This window comes from Aureliella helgolandensis (assembly GCF_007752135.1).
Lineage (GTDB): Bacteria > Planctomycetota > Planctomycetia > Pirellulales > Pirellulaceae > Aureliella > Aureliella helgolandensis.
Genome location: NZ_CP036298.1, coordinates 5,343,302 through 5,363,296, shown reverse-complemented (window position 1 = coordinate 5,363,296; position 19,995 = coordinate 5,343,302). Strand labels below are relative to the sequence as shown.

At 54.4% G+C, this 19,995-nt stretch carries 4 protein-coding genes and 1 pseudogene; 3 read left to right on the top strand and 2 right to left on the bottom strand.

All coding sequences use genetic code 11. From position 1 onward, the window contains the following. Nucleotides 1-18: 18 nt before the first annotated feature. Nucleotides 19-1,383 carry an IS4 family transposase gene (locus tag Q31a_RS18650; protein ID WP_145081260.1) on the bottom strand — a complete coding sequence of 455 codons (1,365 nt, stop codon included), beginning with the start codon at nucleotides 1,381-1,383 and terminating at the stop codon, nucleotides 19-21. 260 nt (nucleotides 1,384-1,643) lie between these two features. Here Q31a_RS18650 and Q31a_RS18645 point away from each other — a divergent pair. Both Q31a_RS18645 and Q31a_RS31165 read left to right on the top strand, forming a co-directional pair. Continuing rightward, a pseudogene (locus Q31a_RS18645) lies at nucleotides 1,644-2,525 on the top strand (hypothetical protein); the annotation flags it as partial. 289 nt (nucleotides 2,526-2,814) lie between these two features. After that, complete coding sequence (locus Q31a_RS31165) at nucleotides 2,815-4,818, top strand: RHS repeat domain-containing protein (protein WP_231690828.1); 2,004 nt, start codon at nucleotides 2,815-2,817, stop codon at nucleotides 4,816-4,818. A 404-nt stretch (nucleotides 4,819-5,222) separates the two neighbouring features. Here the strand turns inward: Q31a_RS31165 and Q31a_RS18635 are convergent, their stop codons facing one another. Continuing rightward, nucleotides 5,223-5,405 (bottom strand): hypothetical protein, encoded by a 183-nt coding sequence (locus Q31a_RS18635; protein ID WP_145081254.1) that lies wholly within the window; start codon nucleotides 5,403-5,405, stop codon nucleotides 5,223-5,225. 859 nt (nucleotides 5,406-6,264) lie between these two features. Between Q31a_RS18635 and Q31a_RS18630 the strand changes: the two genes are divergently transcribed. Continuing rightward, a complete protein-coding gene (locus Q31a_RS18630; protein ID WP_145081250.1) occupies nucleotides 6,265-19,878 on the top strand; it encodes a putative Ig domain-containing protein in 13,614 nt (4,537 codons plus the stop codon). The last annotated feature ends 117 nt before the right edge of the window (nucleotides 19,879-19,995 follow it).

Genomic DNA, 19,995 nt, shown 5'->3' with positions numbered 1-19,995 from the left:
ATCCATGACGTCTGCGTTTCAAGACGCGTGGTTCAAGACGCGTGGTTCAAGACGGCCGGGTCGGTTGGCAACTTCACAACCTGCTATCTGTTCCAGCATGGTCAACAGATAGACTTCCATTGACGACTCTCCCATAATTCCGCTGGACAACTGCATCCAGGATGCAAGAACATACTGGCAAGTGCTCGTGAAGCTAATCTGCCGAGGTTGCTTCTTATAGAGCAGCGCTGCACCGGCTGCTGTGGTACGAATGAGATTATACGCCAGTAGGGTCGTCCATACTTCTCGATGAACCATTTCGGGAGATTTGCAACGGACGTGGCCAAGATTGAGATTCGACTTGATGCTCCGGATATCGAGTTCCGAGTTCCAGCGAAATCCATAGAGCTGAGCGATATCATCCTTGGTGTACTCCGTCGCATCCGTTAGTGTCGTGATGATGTCAAGCGACTTGGTACGGCGACCAGGTTCGACAATGTTGAAGCGCACTTCGCGCAACACAAGTGTCTCAGGAATCTGCTGGTAGGTCTCTTCGTCCATCCAGGTCGGACGCTGTGGCCGAGTCCATACAATCAGATGATCGAACTTGCCAAGTCGCTTGCCGCGCCGGAAGTCGCTGTGCCTCAGGTGATGTTTACGAGCGCAAGTATGCGTGCCTTGGCCGAGTAATAAAGCGATCATCATGAACGAACAGTAGTAGCGGTCCATGACTGCGATGTCGCCACTGGCTAGCGATCCGAGCATCGATCGCAGCAACGCCGACTCTCCAGTTTCTTTGCCTTGGTAAGGAGCGATTGCGAGATCCATAACGCACGCGGTTGCCAATGAGAGGATGGCTGCAGAGCGCGCGATGGGCAAGCCGACTCCTGGCTTCTGCGCCTTTTGTTGCGGGTACTTTGCCTGGTTCTTGACCGTATCGGGCATCGTGAAGGTGAAGCCATCAACCAGCTTAGGGTGAAGTTTGCGTTTCCACAGCCAGCTAGGTAACGACGCTTGTTCCATCTCATCCGCGACTTCACAGCTCAAGTCACGCAGCGCAGCCGAAGACAGCTTAGCGCGTGCTCGACAATAATCGCCCGTATCTTGGGTCGGAGCCTCAAGTCCTTGCAACTTGCAATAACTAACGACTCGCGCTACTGCTGCTTGGCAAGAAGCATCCTTTCCGTCGCGTAGCACTTGCGAAAGGAAAGACCAAACCATGATCGCTGTAGTGTAGACGCCGTGTAGCCCAAACAGACAACCATGCTTGCGAAAGATTCGTTCGATCCTCTCGGCCGACAGAACATCCGCAAACGGGAGACCTTCACCACTTAGAAATGCATCAGCAATTTTCTGAAAATTGTGGCTGTCACGGCGCGGAGAATTTGGTACTGAAGTAGCCATGAAAAAACCCTCCTTGGCTTTTCACTGGCGAGTGAACCAAGGAGGGCTTCCATTTTAATACCAAGGCTGGCTAAATCTCGAAAGATCACCTTGGCTGGAGCGGAGTTTACAAAATTTGTCACTTCAGTCCAAGGCCAAACTGCGCGCTGATATGATCAAGACTTGAACACGACAGTACCATTCGGGGCAGGTCTCTTTTCGGGCGATAGTCGCTGGAAATGACTCCGTAGGGTACAGATGGTGCCACCCACTAAGCGATTATTCGTTGGCTGCGGGTTTTCCCAGGACGTCGAATGGAAGAGCATTTGGCGGAACCGACCGAAAACGACGTCAAGACGTTGGCTCGTGATAAAGAACGCATGGCAATCATCCCAGAGCGATTGTCGGACATCTCGTGGTTCATGCGTGCGTTGGCTGAACCAATCGCCTGATTGGCCAATAAACAAGACGAATGCACCGGACGGTTCTGGGAAGGACGCTTTAAGGCTCAGCGGATTGTGGACGAAGCAGGACTATTGGCTTGCAGTATGTACGTGGACCTCAATCCAGTACGGGCAATGATGGCGGATAGTCCTGATGCTTCGAGCCATACGTCCGCTTATGATCGGATCGAAGCGGATAAGGGGCGGCAAATCGAATCGGCTGCCTTTGATCTGCAAGCGATTCCGACCGACAAAGCAGGTGAGATTATCCGCACGACTCCGTTGGAAGAACTTCGCACGCAACGTGGCGAAAAGCGACGAAACCCGACAGGTCGAAAGATCCGCCGCGATGAGTGGCTTGCGCCTTTGACGATGAATCCTGACAATTTGTCAGAAAATGTGGAGGTCCATACCAACGGATATCGCAGTAGTGACAAAGGGTTCTTGAATCTCGCTTGGTCTGACTACAAGCGTTTGCTTCGCTGGACGGCGAGACAAAACCTTGCGGAGATAGCCGGGAAGGTGCCAGCATCGCTTGCCAAGCGGATGGCTGAACTCGGCATCGATGTTTCGATGTGGCGAGAACTGGTTTGGAATTGGCCGAAGTATTTTGGCAAGAGCGGCTGTATCGGACACCCCGATTCCATGAAGGCTGACGCGGAGCAACATGGTCACCATCATCACCGAGGTCAAGCATCAGTTGCCTGTTGCTTCACTTAAATTGCAACCGCCTCTTGCTTTTGATGTAACGCATTACATAGTCCTGAATCGATGTTGTTGTGCCAAGAAGCACTGGCTGTTTCGCCAGAGGCGGAGCTGAGAATTCTCGCAATTAACTTCATTTGGTGTGCTCCGTATAGAAAAGTGCTTGCGACGCGACTCAATCGAAATCGCGAGCCACTAAATTATTGGCAGCCCCTGGAACATGGATGGCACCAAAGAATAGTTCCGTCAGGAGGTTGAGTCAACAGCTTCGTTTGTCTACGATGCTGCGGGAAGAGTCGTGTCGATGCTAGATGACCGCGGTGAGGTAAGTCTCGAATACGATGCTTTCAATCGAATCATCAAGAGAGTGGAACCGACAGGCGTTGCTATTAGTTACACCTATGACGACTTCGGCAATGTCGCCAGCGTCACGACCCCATCGGGTACACGGCAGTTCACGTACAACACGAATCGCCAGGTCATCACGTCCGTCGATGTCGCCGGTGGGGCCACGACTTATAGCTGCGATTCCGCTGGACGACTCGAATCCATGGAGTTGCCCAATGGCGTCCGTGAAACCTATAGTTATCGCGACGATGGCCAGCTTCTGTCTCAGAGGGTTTTGCGAGGTGAGGAGCAAGTCTTTGGCGTTACTTTTGAGTACGATCATCACGCGCGGATCATCGGTGAAACCTATCTCGATGGAAATTCGACTGTCTACGAATATTCAGAGAATGGTTATCTAATTCGGGAAACCTATCGAGATCCTGCCGGAGGACAACGCGAGATTAGCTATCAATACGATGCTGTCGGAAATCGCTTGGAGAGAGACGACTCAGTGACTGGCTTGGTTCGTTATCAATACGACTCCAACGATCAACTGGTCTCAAAAATCGAGGGAGCGGACCGCTACGATTATGAGTACGATCGCTCTGGGAACTTGCAGAGTATCTCACGGAATGGGAGTCCGTTTATCTCCTATGAGTGGTCGTCTGCGGGGCGATTGTTGGAGACGCATAAAGTCATAGAAGGCGTCGAACAGGTTGAACAGTATCTGTACGATCCGCAAGGAATTCGCGTAGGCACGATTCGAAATGGGGAGACTCAGTACTTGCTGATGGATTCCAACGGTGGCCTCTCGGAAGTGACGGACATCTATGACTCCCATGGGCATGTGGTGGAAAGTGTCTCGCAAGGAGCTGGGGTACGGTATTCGAAAACGGATGCCGATGAAATCTATTCTTTGCAAGACATTCGCGGATCGATATCCCTGCGTTTCGATGCTGCAGGAAATCTTGTCGAACACGCGAAATACGATGCATTTGGCCGAGGATTGGAGAGCAATGATAACAGCGGATTTTTGGGGGAATGGACTGACGGTCTGTCGGAACTCGTCTATCTTCGCGCTCGGTACTATGACAGTGACGATGGACGATTTGTGAGCGTGGATCCATGGATGGGAGTCGCAGACCTGCCGATCACGCAACACAACTATGCTTACGCGGGGAACGATCCAATCAATCAGGATGATCCGACGGGCATGTCCACGCTATCAGAGCAACTGGCCACCCTCACGATCAAGAATAGACTGTTCCAAGTGGGAATCCTGCAGGGGTTGGTTGGGGTGATTTCCGTGGCTCTGAACAGTTCAATCAAGTGGAGTGGACCTGTCAAGCAACTGGGCGTTGGGGACTACAACTTATCGAAGAGCAACTTCGAAAGTCAGCCCATTGGCGGACAAATTGGTTCGGTGACAGTGTTGGCGGCATACAGGGAGGTCGGGGCATCCGTTTCGCTTCTTGAGGCTCTCACCAAGCGCGCGAAGGCGGCGAAAGAAAAGCGACTCGAAGAAAATTTGCTCTTATCCAAAGCGCTGTTTGGAAAGAAGAGTAAGTCCTACAATAGTGCACGTAGCGATCTGAAAAATGCTCGGAGCGAAGGTACCTACAAAAGCCCAGAGCAGCTCTTGGGAATTTCTATTGGGGACGCCGACATCTATACCCCAGCCTGGATGGGACACACCGGCTATTCCATGACAGGCGCCTATCTAGGCGGAGGGTTAAGTGCGGGAGTAAGTCTGACGGGCGGCAATGTCGATGGCATTGGCGCCGGAGCAGGAGGAAGTGTTGCAATTGCAGCTGCGGTCTACGGTTTCGGCGTGGGTTTCAGCTACAAGGACACCAGCAAAGGGGTGAGCCTTACAGAAACGCAGAATGGCGCGTGGCTTCCAGATCTACATGCAGGATTTTCCGTTTCCGTGGGCGTTAGTATTCCCAGTTACACAGAGTATCGTGACGCCCCTAAGTAATTTTTCAGGAGTGGTAACTCAGACTGACAGCCAGCGTACTTTAGGGGCTATCTCGGGAGTCAAACGCGGACCACGCACTTAAACGCAGGTTTAAATGCGATTGATAGCTGCGTGTAGTGCAGTGTGTACATTGACGCTACTAATGGCTTATACGTGGGGCGTAGTGGGGGGCGAGCCGGGATCAAGTTGCTTCGTTACGTATCGTGGCTTTGATCGGGATTGAAGGCTTGAGTTAGGGATGCAAGCTGGTAATGAAAGGGGCCCGCGGGCTAGCCCAAGCCACCCAAGCAAATGGAGTCTCCCAAGGCGGTGAAAGGGGACGCCGGTTGAGCTTTGAAAAACCAACTGTTGAACGCGTTTGGAATGCATCTCAGGTGTTTCCAAACGCGCTCGTCAACAGTTGGCTATGGCACATACTCGATGGTACCGACTCCAAGGGTACCATTGAATTTAAACGGGCACGTGTCGAAGTCGTCTAGCGAGACGGGGGAGCCTGGAGCGCTTTCGAAGTCCAGGCAATCGTTCGCGGTGAAGGAGAGCGGTGCGGTGATGGGTACTTTGCCGGCGGCAACTTCCTTACCGTTCACTTTCAAGGCTACTGTGACGGTCTTTCAGTATCTTGGGAAGCGTGCGATACACCGTTTGATTGTAAGCCGTGCTAGGCAACAATTGACTCGATTGATCGGCGGTAATTTATTAAGCAGATAACGCTGAAAGTTGCCCATGCAACAAAAACACAATTTGCGAACTTGCCGCAATTGGGGACTTTCTTAGCCCAAACCTCCTCACCGTCTTCGAGACTGGTGTTCGCGTATTTGAACGCCTTTATCTGATTCCCCCCACTGAAATCACTGATTACGCTGCGAATCCTGTTCGTCCCTTAATGAAAGCTGGTAACACACTGCAACGCGGGCGGGCCCGCGCCACATACTTCCGACAAAGAGGTTTTAGGATTTTTCTGCGGTCGAACACTTTTATGCAAACATGCTGTCGACTCAATCGAAAGCCTGAATCCGCTGGGGGGACTGCCTCAGAGCCGTATGGGAGCTGTTGGATCATGGAGTGTTGGGCGGGTTCCTGGGTGGAGTGCACCCCTGAAACTCGAACTGCTCCAGCACGAGTCGCGGTAGGGGCGATTTCGTACCTTTTCAGGCCCTTTTCTGCCCAATTGCTTGGTACAGCGACATGACGTGCAATTGGAGACTTAGAACGGTCGTGCTCCACATCCCAATTGGGCAAATTCTCTCGAAAATGGGCCGCTTTGCTCACAAAATCGGCGTAGTCTTGAGTCACTACTAGTTAGACTAGGCATTCCAGGTTGGCTGATGTGCGGATTTCTTTCCAAGCGCGCACTCCGGGAGTGCCCTGAGTTTGGCCTCCTTGGAGACGCCAGTGCCTGGCTGAGCACTTGCTCCTGCTTGCTAGAGTTTTACGAGATTTCCCACCATGCCGAGACTTTCTGCTTCGAGAATCTGCAATCGTTTGACATCCCTCCGTAGGGAGGGTCTCTTTAAAAAGACCCGTAGGGCCGCTTCCCGCGTCGCTCGTTTTGAGCAACTGGAGCATCGGCGAGTTCTGGCGGCAGCGATTTGGCATAACGTTTCTAATCGTTTGAACGTCAATGGAGACAGTGGCGGCTTCGTGAGCCCACTCGATGCGCTGCTGGTGATCAACGAACTCAATGGCCGCAATATCAGCGATCCACTCTCTGGAGTATTGCCCAAACAGGTCGAGAGCACCGACGGCATGGGCTACTTGGATGTTAGCTGCGACGGCTACGTGGCTCCCATCGATGCGCTGCTGGTGATTGACTACTTGAATGCCCAAGGTTCCGAGGAGCCGCGTGGTGCCCTGGAATTGGGGACGGGCCTCTACCCTGCCCTGGCTTGCTCGCCGCAATTGCAGGAACAGACTCAGTTCGCGACGGAGTTTGTCCGTGAATTCACTCTACCGAACGATTCGACGGCGCTCCGCATCAGCTTTCAAGCCCCCGAGTTCGACTTGGAGAGTCGCCGCAGTATTCGCGATGCGTTTGAAATCGAGGTGACCGACTTCCAAGGTAATCCACTCTCGTTCCCCTATTCCTCCGGTCGTGACGCGGTTTACAACTGGAGCGAAGACTTAGAGCCTGTATTCGGCGCGGGCGTCTCCACGACGACTGAACCGAGTGGGGCAGATTCCACGGCCACGATCAACTTGTCGGGCTTAGCGGCAGGGACGCAAGTTCGGGTAACGACACGGTTGGTGAACAACGATGGCGATGACGATACCAGTACCCTCATTCGTGGTTTTGAATTTGTCGATGCTTTGCTGCCGGCCCCCGAAGGTGTCAGCGCTAGTTCGCAGAGCACCCGTGAGCTTGCTCCGTTAGATTTTTCGAAGTTGCAAGACTTGAGTGGTAGTTTCGCGGCCAGCTACGGCCGGACCAGCCTGGCTGGAGACAACACGGAATTGGTGACCGACTTGATGGTGACCAACCTTAGCAGTCAGGCTGTCACGGGGCGTTTGTTGGTGGCCATCGATAACGTCTCGGACCTGGACGTGCATGCCATGCATCCGGATGGCTTTTTGCAAGATGGTCGCCCCTACTTTGACTTGACGTCCGAGATGGATCGTCAGCCACTAGCTCCTGGTGCCAGCATTCGTTCTCGTGAGATCCGATTTCTGAATGAGAGTGGCGACCGTTTCAGCTACAAGCTGAGTACTCTGGGGACACTCAATGTGGCCCCGAGCGGATTTAGCTCCACCCCCGTCGATTCGATCGAAGCGGGCAACGAGTATCGCTACGCGGCGCGCGCCACCGATCCAGACGGTCAGACTCTAACCTATTCGATGCTAGTGGGGCCCGAGGGGGCTACGATCGATCCGGCAACCGGCGTATTGCAGTGGTCCACGGACCAAGCGGACATTGGTTCACATCGTATAACGCTGCGCGCCACCGATCCATTTGGACTGTACGTCGAGCAGAGCTATACCATTACCGTTCATGCGACCTTGCAAAATCGTCCACCGAATTTTGTGAGTGATCCGGTCACCGAGGCGATAGCATCGAGCGGTTTTGAAATCACGACGGTGGGTGTCGGTGATTCGCCGGTGGGGGTGGCGACGATCAGCGGATTCCAAGGTCCACGAATCGTGACAATCAATTCCGGCGAGCAGACCGTTGGTATCTACGCGGGCGAGAACAATGATCGCTTTGATGATGCGACGAGTTATTCGACAGGATTTCCCGCCGCCGATGGGCAGCTGTTTGACGTGGGGTATAAGGTTGATGTTGGCATACCCGAGTACCTTTCGGCAAGCGACAGCAATGGCGTCTTCGGCATGGATCATGGCGACCTCAATGGTGACGGCATCCTCGATATGGTCACGCTGTTTGCGTTTAGCTCCCCAGTACTGGGGCTGCGATATCAATTGCGGATTACGGCAGTGCTTGGCGATGGCGATGGCGGCTTTGGTGCACCGATCGAGATCTATGCCCATGACATCGGTAGCAACATTTATGATCCTCGGAATCTTTTGCTTCGCGACTTTACCGGCGACGGCAACTTGGACGTGGTAGCGATCGAGCGGCGGCGGGATCCGCGGCTGATCGTCATTGCAGGAAATGGCGATGGAACGTTTGGAGAGGCATTGGAGCAGACATTTACTAACACAGTCAGTGACTTTTTCGCGGCGGATGTTGACGAAGATGGCGTTTTAGATCTGGTCGGGCGGACCGCAGTGCTGGGTTTTGGTGCCAGCTATGAGGCGATGTGGATGAAGGGTGTCGGCGACGGGACTTTCGCAGAGCCGGTCGTTATTGGCCCAGCGGGCGAAGCTCCGAATTGTTGCTATTCAACGCAAACGCGGCCTTACGACGTTCTCGATGTAAACGGCGACAGCCATCAAGATCTGGTGATTGCTGTGGGTAGCAACATCCAGGTCTACCACAACGATGGGGCTGGCAACTTCACATTGGCTGCCGATTTCGATCCCGAAGGCAATTTTACGCCGTACTATTGGATCCGTGGCGGAGACTTCAACGGTGATGGGAATGTCGATCTGGCATTTCATCGCTCAGCGGCCAGTCTCGATGTCTTAGTTGGGGATGGTAGTGGGATCGATTTTACTTATCAGCCAGGGCCTGAAACAGATGCTTGGCTCAGCAACTATGCGGGCAGTGACAATCCTGTAGACGTTGATTTCGATGGCGATCTCGACTTGATTTTTGGGAATGCGAATGGCGATTGGACTTCGACGAAAGTTGCCATTAACGACGGCACAGGGCTCTTTCAGATTACGGAATATGCCATGCTAGACTTCTCGGGTGACGTCGAACCGCTCGAGGTCGGAGATATCGCCCGCGGGGCAATGTTCGGTGATTACAACCGCGACGGCGTCATGGATTATTCGTACTTCACAGAAAGCGGTGACTTTGACGGAGTCGGGATCCGGCTGGGAACCCGCCCCGGAGAGTTTGGCGGTACTCGGACCGTTCCTGCGATATCAGGTGCGAATTCGAAAGAGACACTCGCTGCCGATTTCGATGGTGATGGTGCCGTCGATCTTTTGGACGTATCGAACGACCGCATCTATCTGGGCAATGGCGACGGGACCTTTGCGGAGCCATTCCCATCGCTTGGTGTCTCTCGGCCAACAGGGGTCGGTGCGGTTGCGGACTTTAACCTGGACGGCTTGCCTGACGTCGTCGCCACTAGGGCACGCGGGAACGGGAGTCGCTATTATGTTGCACTTTCCAATGGCGATGGGACGTTTACAGTCAGTGATGATCAACCGGGTGGTGGATTCTATGGCTACAACGATTTCCAGATTGCGGATTTCAATTCGGATGGATTCCCGGATTTTGTGACGAAGGATTCAATTGCCCGATACATTGATGTCTACTTGAATGATCCGCAAGAGCCCGGCGTCTTTACGCATGCGCATCGAGAGCAGCTTCCGGATGGCTCTCAAGGCGTGAACGTCTCATTCTGGGAGCATGCCTTTGTCGTCAGCGATTTTACAGGCGACGGCCTACCCGATCTCGCGTTTGCATCGCGTGAATCTGGCCAGGAGATCATGCTGGTGGTGATGGCTGGCGATGGCGCCGGCGCTTTCACGCTTCACAGTCAGTTTGCAGCCTACCAGGAGGACACAATTACCCCGCTCGTCGGCTCTATCAACACGGCAGGCGATTATATGGCTGGTGATCTAGACGGCGATGATGACGTTGATCTTGTCATCGCCTCCATCGCTGGTCCGCTGATCTATCTAAATGACGGCACGGGCGTTTTCGAACTATTTCAACATCTTGAGGATTCAGGAAGAGCGCAGAGATCGCGTGATAGTTGGCTAGTGGATTTCAACGAAGATGGCCATTTGGATTTAGTTACGGATTCCGATCACTCGTCAACCCCTCAAGGTCGCGGTCCGCTATCGGTCCGGCTGGGGCGCGGCGATGCGACGTTCGAACCTCCCCAACGCATCGGCATGGTGGGGTCGACAGAGGAAGGTGTGTTCATCGATGTGGATCATGATGGCCATCTCGATTTCGTACACGGCTCAGACGGTGTTGGCAACTACCACCCGGATACGACGTCGATCTATGCAGGACGACGTGATGACTTGGTCGATCTTGTCGCCGTCGACCTTGACGGCGACGGCAACGAAGAAGTTCTGACAATTCAAGACCAGATGGACCGTCTGCAGATCTTCGTCGGAGACAACCTGGGGCGTCTGACGCGTCAATCTGATTTATTGACTGGCCGATCTCCCAAGGCGGTTACAGCAGCGGACATTGATGCCGATGGGCAAATGGAGTTGATCACCGCCAATCGCGCCAGTCGTAGCCTTAGTGTTTTCGCGGGCAATTTGGCTAGCGGCTATACCTCGACTGACATACCGGTTGGCAATGGACCGATTGACGTTGCGGCGGCCGATGTCAACGGCGATGGCCATATCGATATCGTGGCCCTCGATGACTCGTTGAACGCCCTGTGGGTTTTTCAGGGCGATGGCACTAGCACGCTTGGTCAGCCGACGGCAATTGCGATTGGAGACAAACCTGGGCGACTAACGCTCGCAGACGCGGACGGCGATGGTACGATCGAGGCTGTCGTTACCTTGCCCGATACGAACCGTCTGATGATCTTAAGCGATTTGGCTAGTAATCCGACCGGTTCACCCATCTATGTCGATCTCGCATCCACGCCAAGCGACGTGACGGCGGTTGACCTGAATGACGACGGCAATCCCGATTTAGCCGTAACGCTTTCCGAAGACGACGTGCTGGCAATCTTTTTTGGTCGAGGGAACAACCAGTATGCCAGGCCGCAAAATATTCGCGTTGGAGATCATCCAATGCGTGTGACGCTTGCGGATGCGGACGAAGATGGACGTACGGATTTGATCGTTGCGAACTCGGGCGATGCGACCGCCAGCGTGATCTACAACCGCTTCGATCCCAACGAAGTTTACCGCTACGACAGTGATGCGGTGGATCCCGACGACGATCCGCTCACCTACTCCATCGTCGATGGTCCAGGCGGACTCATCATCAACAGCGACTCGGGCGCTTTATTGTGGGCGGCATCCCCAGATCAAGTTGGTGTCCATGACGTTACGATCGCAGCGGATGATGGTCGGGGAGGTGTGGCCACGCAGTCGTTCAAGATCGACGTCGTGCCCGCCCGCGAGAACGCCGCACCGCTGATCGCGACGGAGCCGGTAACATCGATTGGGGCAAACGAAAGATTCAGCTACGCAGCTACCGCCGTTGACGGAGATCAGGATGCTCTTCGCTATCGACTACTGAACGCGCCAGACGGTGCCACGCTCGATCCCACCACCGGTGAGTTGGACTGGGATGGGCGAGGGCAAGCGTTTATCTACGCTCCCTATGACGCAGGGGGCGACGTGCGTGTCCCTGCGGATGCTTCCCTACAACCAAGTAACGTTACGCTCGAAGGTTGGTTCAATATTCACACATTGACCGCCAGCAACAGTGCTTCCGTTCTGTTTAGGCTGCCGGGTGCTTACGGCAATGCGTTCTACCTGCGAACTCGCTTCAACACGCAGTTGGAGCTCGTGATGAATTTTGATGGTCAGACGATCACTTTCCGACCGGAATTCGAGGCTCGCGAAGATCGCTGGGTTCACATGGCGCTGACCATCGATGATGCTACGAAAACGGCCACCATCTATGCCGACGGACGCGTTGTCGGCGCGACATCCATTCCAGATTCGATCGCCTATTCAGAGGATGGGATTCTGGAAGTTGGATACGGTGGCCTGTACAAGACGATGGCGACGCTCGATAACTTCCGCGTCTGGAACGTCGCCCGGTCAGCAGCCGAGATACAAGAAGGGATGTCGCGACAGTATGAGAACAATCCTGAATTGGTACTCGATTTCCGATTTGAGGATACTTACGCGCTGTCGGTGAAAGACTACTCCGGCAACAACAATTTCGGCTACCGAACCTCCAATGGCTTGCTGCCACAGCCAACGCCAGGGTTGGTAACCCCTGGCCAACACGATTTCACGATCGCCGTCGAAGATGGCCGCGGCGGATACGACGAGCAGTCGTTTACGGTCAATGTTCTGCCGGAACTGCGTGGTTCCATCACCGGCCACCTTTTCGATGACCTGAATCGAGATGGCGAGCAAGACGATGGCAGCGAGGAAGGTATCCCCGCCGAACTCTCGCTCGAAGGCTGGCAGCTGTACATCGATAGCAACGGCAATGCTTATCCGGACCCAAGCGAACCGACGGCCACCACGGATGCCAATGGCGATTATCGCTTCGAGGGTCTGTTGCCGGGTAATTATCCCGTTCGCATTTCACCGATGGCCGGCTACGACGTGCCTCCCGGCGCGATGCCGGTCAGCGTCACGGCCAACGACGAGACCGCTTTTGACTTGGCCATCGAGCAACTGTCGCTAAGCCACATCCGCGGGCAATTGTTGACCGAAGATGCGGAGGCGGTGGCCTACTGGAAAGTCTTTGCCGACCTCGACGACGATGGCTCGCGCGGTGAGAACGAACCGATGGCGGTCACGGATCGCAACGGCGCCTATGCACTAACGGGACTCGGCGCCGGCACCTACAAGATCCGCACTGAGCTGCCTGCTGGCTGGGCGGACACGGCGGGCCGCGATGGACTGACGGTCACGCTGGCCAACGACGAGATTTCGGCGGGCAATGATTTTATCCTTGAGCCAACCAACACCTCGGTCACCGGCGGCGTGCACTTTGTAACCACGCCGAGCACAACCATCGAAGCTAGGCAAACGTTCCACTATGCGTCGGTCGCCATGGGCATCGCCGCCGATGCGATCACCTACGATCTGTCGCTAGCACCCGCTGGCATGACCATTGATCCTCAAACCGGACTCGTTGCCTGGCGTCCCTCGATTGATCAAGTCGGCGAGCATTTGGTCATCCTGCGAGCCACTAACGTTTCCGGCTCCATCTCTTTGCACGATTTCAACCTCAACGTCACCGCACCGAACACTCCGCCGGTGATCACCAGTGGCACAGGCAGCTTGCCTGTGAATCCCACCTTCTCCACCACAGCCTATTCCAACATCTCCTACACCTACGACATCATCGCCCAGGACGCTGAATCGCCAAACCTCACTTACACCCTCACCAGTGCTCCCGCCGAAGCAACGATCGGGAGCACCACTGGCCGCTTGAACTGGACCCCCACGGCTAACGACGTTGGATCTCACGATTTCACCGTCCAAGTCAGCGACCAGTTTGGCGCAACCACAACCGCGGCGTGGACGGTCGAAGTCACGGGCGAAACCCCAACCATTCTGCCACTCGTCGTGAGCCTTCCAAAGTCTTCCGCTGCGGTCACGGCCGACTACTTCAGTCGTATCCACGCCACGGATCAGCTGAATCGTCCGGTGAGTTGGTCGCTATCGAGTGGACCGGATAGTTTAACGGTTGATGCGGATGGAACGCTTCGCTGGACACCCGGCAGCGATCAGCTGGGGACGCAGTCGGTGGAACTCAACGCCACCACTGCCGACGGAACGAGCGAGACCGTCTCATTCGACATCCAAGTCACTGGGCGATTGCTCAACGTACGTCCCGTGATTGATTCCACGCCGACCGCGTCTGTCTCGCTCGGGCAAACATTCGCGTACGACGTGGTAGTCTCCGACGCGGATCGCGACATTTTCGGCTTCACCATGCTCGAATCGCCAGTCGGGATGAGTATCCATCCATCGCTGGGAACAATTCGCTGGACGCCAGAGGCCGATCAATTGGGCGAGCACGATGTGCTCATCGAAGTCAGTGATCCCTCCGGTGTGACCGTCACGCAGGAGTTTACAGTCAAAGTCAGTCGTTTTGGCGGACCGCCGCGTATTAGCAGTGTGCCGCCCACCGAAGCCGGAGTCGGCAGCGCGTTTCTTTACTCGATGGAAGCCATGGACCGCGAAGGCGATCCGTTGAGTTACACACTTCTTACCGCGCCGTCTGGCATGAGCATCGTGGAAACGACGGGCGAACTCTCGTGGACGCCCACCGCAGATCAACTGGGCCAGCAAGATGTCGTCATCCAAGTCAGCGACGGCATCGGTGGCGCGGCCACGCAAGCCTTTGTTATTCGCGTCAGCGATGGTGTACCCAACCTGCCGCCGGTGATTACGTCCACGTCGCCACGTTTCGGCGCGGTTGGAACGCCATACAGTTATTCGCTGGCTGCGAACGATCCCGAGAATGCAGCGATTACCTACACGCTCGGTCGTGGTCCTGCAGGCATGAGCATCGACGCTGCAACGGGCCTCGTTAGCTGGACGCCCACGGCCGATCAAACTGGCAAGCACGTTGTAACCCTGATTGCCACCGACGCGGGGGGCGCCAGTGCCGTCGAGTCGTTCGAGTTTGACGTGTTGGCGCAGAACTCGGCACCGGTAATCAACAGTACTTCACCGGCGGATGTGTCCGCCGGTGGAGTCTTCAAGTACGACGTCTTGGTCAGTGATGCCGACCTCGATCAACTCGCGTATGAGTTAACCGACGCTCCTGTCGGCGCCCAGGTCGATTCCTTTGGACGCATCCGCTGGCAGACAGAAGTTTCACTGATTGGCTCTCACGACTTCACCGTGAAGGTCAGCGATCCGCGCGGCGGGGAAGCCCTGCAGCGCTTCACACTCGACGTCATCGAAGATGTCATTCCACCCAAACTCAGTTTGATTGAGAATCTGGGGGAAGGCAGCCGCAACATCTTGCCATGGCAAGGGCCCTTCCGCGTGTTCGCCAAAGCCATCGATAACGTGTCTGTTGCTTCGCTGACGTTGTCGGCTAACGGCCAAGACATCCCGCTCGACGCAGCTGGTACGGCGACGTTTACCTTCGAGGACTGGACATTCCAGACAATCGACGCTACTGCGACCGCCATTGATACCAATGGTAACGTGACCACCAAGACCATTACTTTCGACTACGACTTTCCCGAGGGTTGGAGTGGAGCGGGAACCGAAGATATTCCCACGGCGGAGATCACCAGCCCGTCCGACACTGCGTCTGTCACTGGTATGGTAAGCATCGTAGGCACCGCAGCTCACGACGATTTGTTCGGTTACAAGCTCTCCTACCGCCACGTCGACGAAACCAGTTTCACACAGTTCCATGAAAGCACTGCTGCCGTTACCAACGGTGAGCTGGGTGTCTGGGACACCAGTTTGCTACTCAACGACGAGTACGTCATTCGTCTTGAGGTTGCCACCAATGCTGGCGTCGTCAACGTCGCCGAACACCATGTCGGCTTGGCAGGCGAACTGAAACTCGGAAACTTCCGCCTCAGCTTCACCGATATGGTGATCCCTGTGGCTGGTATTCCAATTGAGATCACTCGTATCTACGACACGTTGCAAGCCGATCGTGAAGGTGATTTCGGCTACGGCTGGAGACTCGAATACCGGAACACGGACTTGCGAGTCGGTCTACCCAAGAGCGGACTAGAAGACATCGGCATCTACAGCGCATTACGCCCCGGCGTGAAGGTCTACCTCAACGTCCCCGGGGAAGGCCGTCAAGGCTTCACCTTCAACCCCGACATCCGAGGTTTACCCGGCGGGCTGTTCGTCGCACGCCCGCGATTCACGCCCGACCCTGGCGTGACCAGTTCCCTGAGCACCGGAACCAGTGGCTACCTAACGCTCAACGATCAGGGCGAACTTTACGCCCCCGGCGGTATCCCTTACAACCCAGCCAGCCCCAGCTTCGGCGGGGCGTATGTGTTGACAACAGCTCTTGGAATGACCTATCGAATCGCGGGTGAATCTGGAAACCTGATATCTGCATCAACACCAACAGGCAGAGTAATTCGATTTAGTGATTCGAGTATAACGTCTGATTCGGCGGGGCCGCTGATCGAGTTCTATCGCGATGGAAACAATCGCATTACTCGTCTGCTCGGTCCTGATGGGGGAGAGTACCAATATCGTTATAACCAGCAGGGGAGTTTAGCGGTTTCGATCGATCCGTTGAACCGAGAGACCGAGTATGTGTACCATTCGGAACTCGCGAACTACTTAGTCTCTGTGGATGATCCGTTAGATCGCACGCCAGCTAGGGTTGAATACGATGACCAGGGGCGTTTGACGCGTGCAATAACATCCAATGGCGAAGTTAGCCAGTTTTCATATCGCGTTGACGAACAGGTCGTCGCTGCGACCGACGCCCTAGGACGCGAGAGTTTCCTCGTTTACGGTGTGGGTGGGCAGGTCACCAAGAGTGTTACTGTGGCTGGCGAAGTATTCTCATTCGAATATGACGATCGAGGTCGCCTCGTCTCAGAAACGAACCCCCTCGGTGAAACGACTCGATACGGCTTGGACTCAGTGGGCCGTGAGACCTCCGTGATTCTCCCGGATGGAAGCACTCTTCGTTACACTTACGGTCCCCATGGGGCGTTGCAGTCGGCGGTTGACGCTCTCGGACGCTCGGCGAACTATGAGCTGGACGCCGCTGGAAACGTACTTTCACACACCAGCTTCGATGGCGCCGTCACGCGGTTCGAGTACAACGCGGTCGGGGATCTTATTCAAATGGTTGACCCCAGTGGCAGCTCAACAGAATATGCTCGCAACGCGATGGGCCAACCAACTACAATCTTCTACGCCGACGGAACGGCAACCGAGAATAGGTTTGATGAAAATGGTCGACTGATCGCAACCTCCAGAACCGTTTCATTGGGAGGGGAGCCCACCGAAATCAAGCACGAATTTGAGTTTGATGCGGCGGGACGTTTTGTTGAAGACAGAGGGCCATTGGGGAATTCACATCGATACGCCTACGATGCTGCGGACAGAATCGTTCGTTCAACTGACGCTCTAGGCAATTTTCGCTCCTTCGTCTATTCGAACGATAATTTCCGAGAGCAGATTAACTTTGCGGATGGAACTTCGCAAAACTACCAGATTGATCAAGTCGGACGTGTGACCGAATTCACTGGACGCGCCGGAAGCACCTCACTGCTGCAGTATGATGACGCAGATCGTCTGCAGGCCTACACCATCGTCGGTGATTCGGGAGAATCGCTGGAACGGCGATTCGAAACCGATGCGTTGGGTCGACTCACTGGGATCACGGACCATGGCGACAACTGGACGCGATGGGGCAGAAGTTCAGGAGAGAAAACTACCGTATTTGCAGATGGTAGCAGGCAAACCGAACGATACGACGCGGCAGGCAACCTGACAGAGATGATTGACGAACTGGGGCGTATCACACGTTACGAGTATGACGGTGCAGATCGGTTGATTGTCATGGTGCAACCGGACGGTTCGGCGATTCGAAGCACCTATGATGAAGCTGGGCGGCTTGTGATTCAGACCATGGCTGACGGAACAACTCATCGTTATGAGTACGACTCACGAGGCGACCTATCACGACAGATCGCTTCTGATGGAGGGGTTTACCAATATGAATACGTTCACTTAACCGACGGTGAACCATCTCTACCGATCAGATTCGTCGATCCGTCTGGCCAAACGACACAGTTTACCTACGATCAGAGCGGGAACCTCATTGCCGTCGAACGACCAGATGGAACTCGTGCGGAAGTGACGAGAAACGCACTTGGAGAAATCGTCTCGCTCGATACTTTATCAAAAAAACCGATAACAATCGAAACGGATTTGCAGGGCCGCATAACCAGCAAACAGTTCTCCGATGGCACCATTTACTCGGCTACTTACACAGCGCAAGGCTATCTGGAGAGCAATACGGACTCGCGTGGTACAACTACTTATCAATATGACGAATTTGACCGCCTGATTCGTAAGACGAATCCGGATGGCGCATTCATCGCATATCAGTATGATGCGACTGGACGTCAAGCGGTCGTCACGACGCCGTCCGGCGAAACGCGTTATACCTATGATTCTCGCGACCGATTAGATTCAGTGGCAAATGCCGATGGAATTCAGACACGCTATGTCTATGACACGGCAGGTCAAGTCAAACGGGTCGAATATTCCGATGGCACCATCGAATTGAATGAATTCAACGAAAATGGCCTCCTGATTGAACGTTCGATTAAGCGTGGAGAAGATCTAATTGAACACTACCAGTACACACGTGACGCGGCCGGTCGGATCATGGCTGTGGTTGAACTAAACCGAAGTGCGCAATACACGTATTCGCCCCGTGGATGGCTGCTCTCCGAAGTTGTCGAGGAGATGGGGGAAACACCAGAGACCATTTCCTATCGATACGACGCTACCGGTAACCGCATCTCACGGCATCGCTCATCGGGTGACACAACGTATGAATACGACGCCGCTGGACGATTGAGCCAATCGACCGAAAACGGAAGCACGAGTTTTTATGAATATGATTCGGACGGACGCTTGTTGAGCCAGACAGGTGGAGATTCGCAACGATCTTACCGCTACGACGATGAAGGACGACTTAGAGAAGTCGAAATCACGGCGGATGATTCAACGACGATCGTGCAGTACGAATATGATGCTAACGGCCGATTGGTCTCGCGTTCCGTAGACGGTGATGAGACGCGTTTTCTCGTCGACGAGACCGCTGAACACACTCGAATTCTTGAGCAGTACGATCCTGGTCGCACTGACGCGGTACGACACCATTACGTAGGGATGCAACTACAAGAAACGAACCACAACGACCAGACATTGCGGTACTGGTATGACGGTCATAGTGGACTCAGGCTAGTTGAATCCAACGGAAATATCGAACGATTCAATTACGATGCGTTTGGCAATGTTGACGTTCCGCTTGAACACGATTGGCAGATTGGTTTCCATGGAGAGTTCCAGGATTCTTTGACTGGATTGACATTCTTACGCGACCGATTTGTTTCCAACGAAACCGGTCGGTTCATTACGCCGGATGAATTTCTTCCACAGCCGGGCGATATCGAAAACAGCAATGCCTTTCTATTCGCGAACAACGATCCCATTAACAATCAGGACCCGAGTGGAAACTTCATTGCAACAATGATCGCTACGGCGGCGGGTGCTGTTGGTTTATCCTTTGCCGCGTACGTCGGGACACTGACGTTGGGCGCTGCAAGAAGTCTTCTCACGGGGTACAAAATCTACAACAATTCGCAAGACGGGCGAGAAGTTACAGGCGAGTTCAAGGCGTTTGCTGTCGACGCGGTTGTTGCGGGTATTACGATAGGAGACGTTTCTACGAATGTTCGGTTCATTCGGCGTGGTGTGCACGTAAAGGAACAAGTTGCAAATTATAATTATTGGGACCTCGGCGTTGGTGTCGGAATTTCATTTGGGGGTGGTTCAGCCAACATCCGACTGTTTCTGCCCGAGTCGGATGCCGAACCCGATCCAATGGATATGGTAGGTATAGGCGGTCACGGTGGTGTTGGTATTGGGGTTACAACCCTCGCGATTGGGGCGGGGATTTTGGAATTAGGAGACGCAGCAGGCTTCTTTTGGGGAGGGCCATCTTTCCCGAAAAAATTCACAGATCTTTTGTTCGTCGGAGCCGCTATTGATGTCGGAGCAATTGGTGTTTCCTTCTTAGATACCTCTTCGATACGTGGCGCTGGTCGGGTTTAGTAGAGTCTGCAACCAAGGGGACAGGATCGGACATAGGAAAGGGGATGGACACCGTTTTCGCTGCGTATCGACCGCAAGGTCGTTGTTTTGGGCACACGCAAGTTCCCAAAGAAGGAT

Excerpts from the sequence above, each read along its gene's own strand:
- Q31a_RS18630 (WP_145081250.1), top strand. The coding sequence starts at position 6,265 with ATGCCGAGACTTTCTGCTTCGAGAATCTGCAATCGTTTGACATCCCTC.
- Q31a_RS31165 (WP_231690828.1), top strand. The coding sequence starts at position 2,815 with ATGCTAGATGACCGCGGTGAGGTAAGTCTCGAATACGATGCTTTCAAT.
- Q31a_RS18650 (WP_145081260.1), bottom strand. The coding sequence starts at position 1,383 with ATGGCTACTTCAGTACCAAATTCTCCGCGCCGTGACAGCCACAATTTT.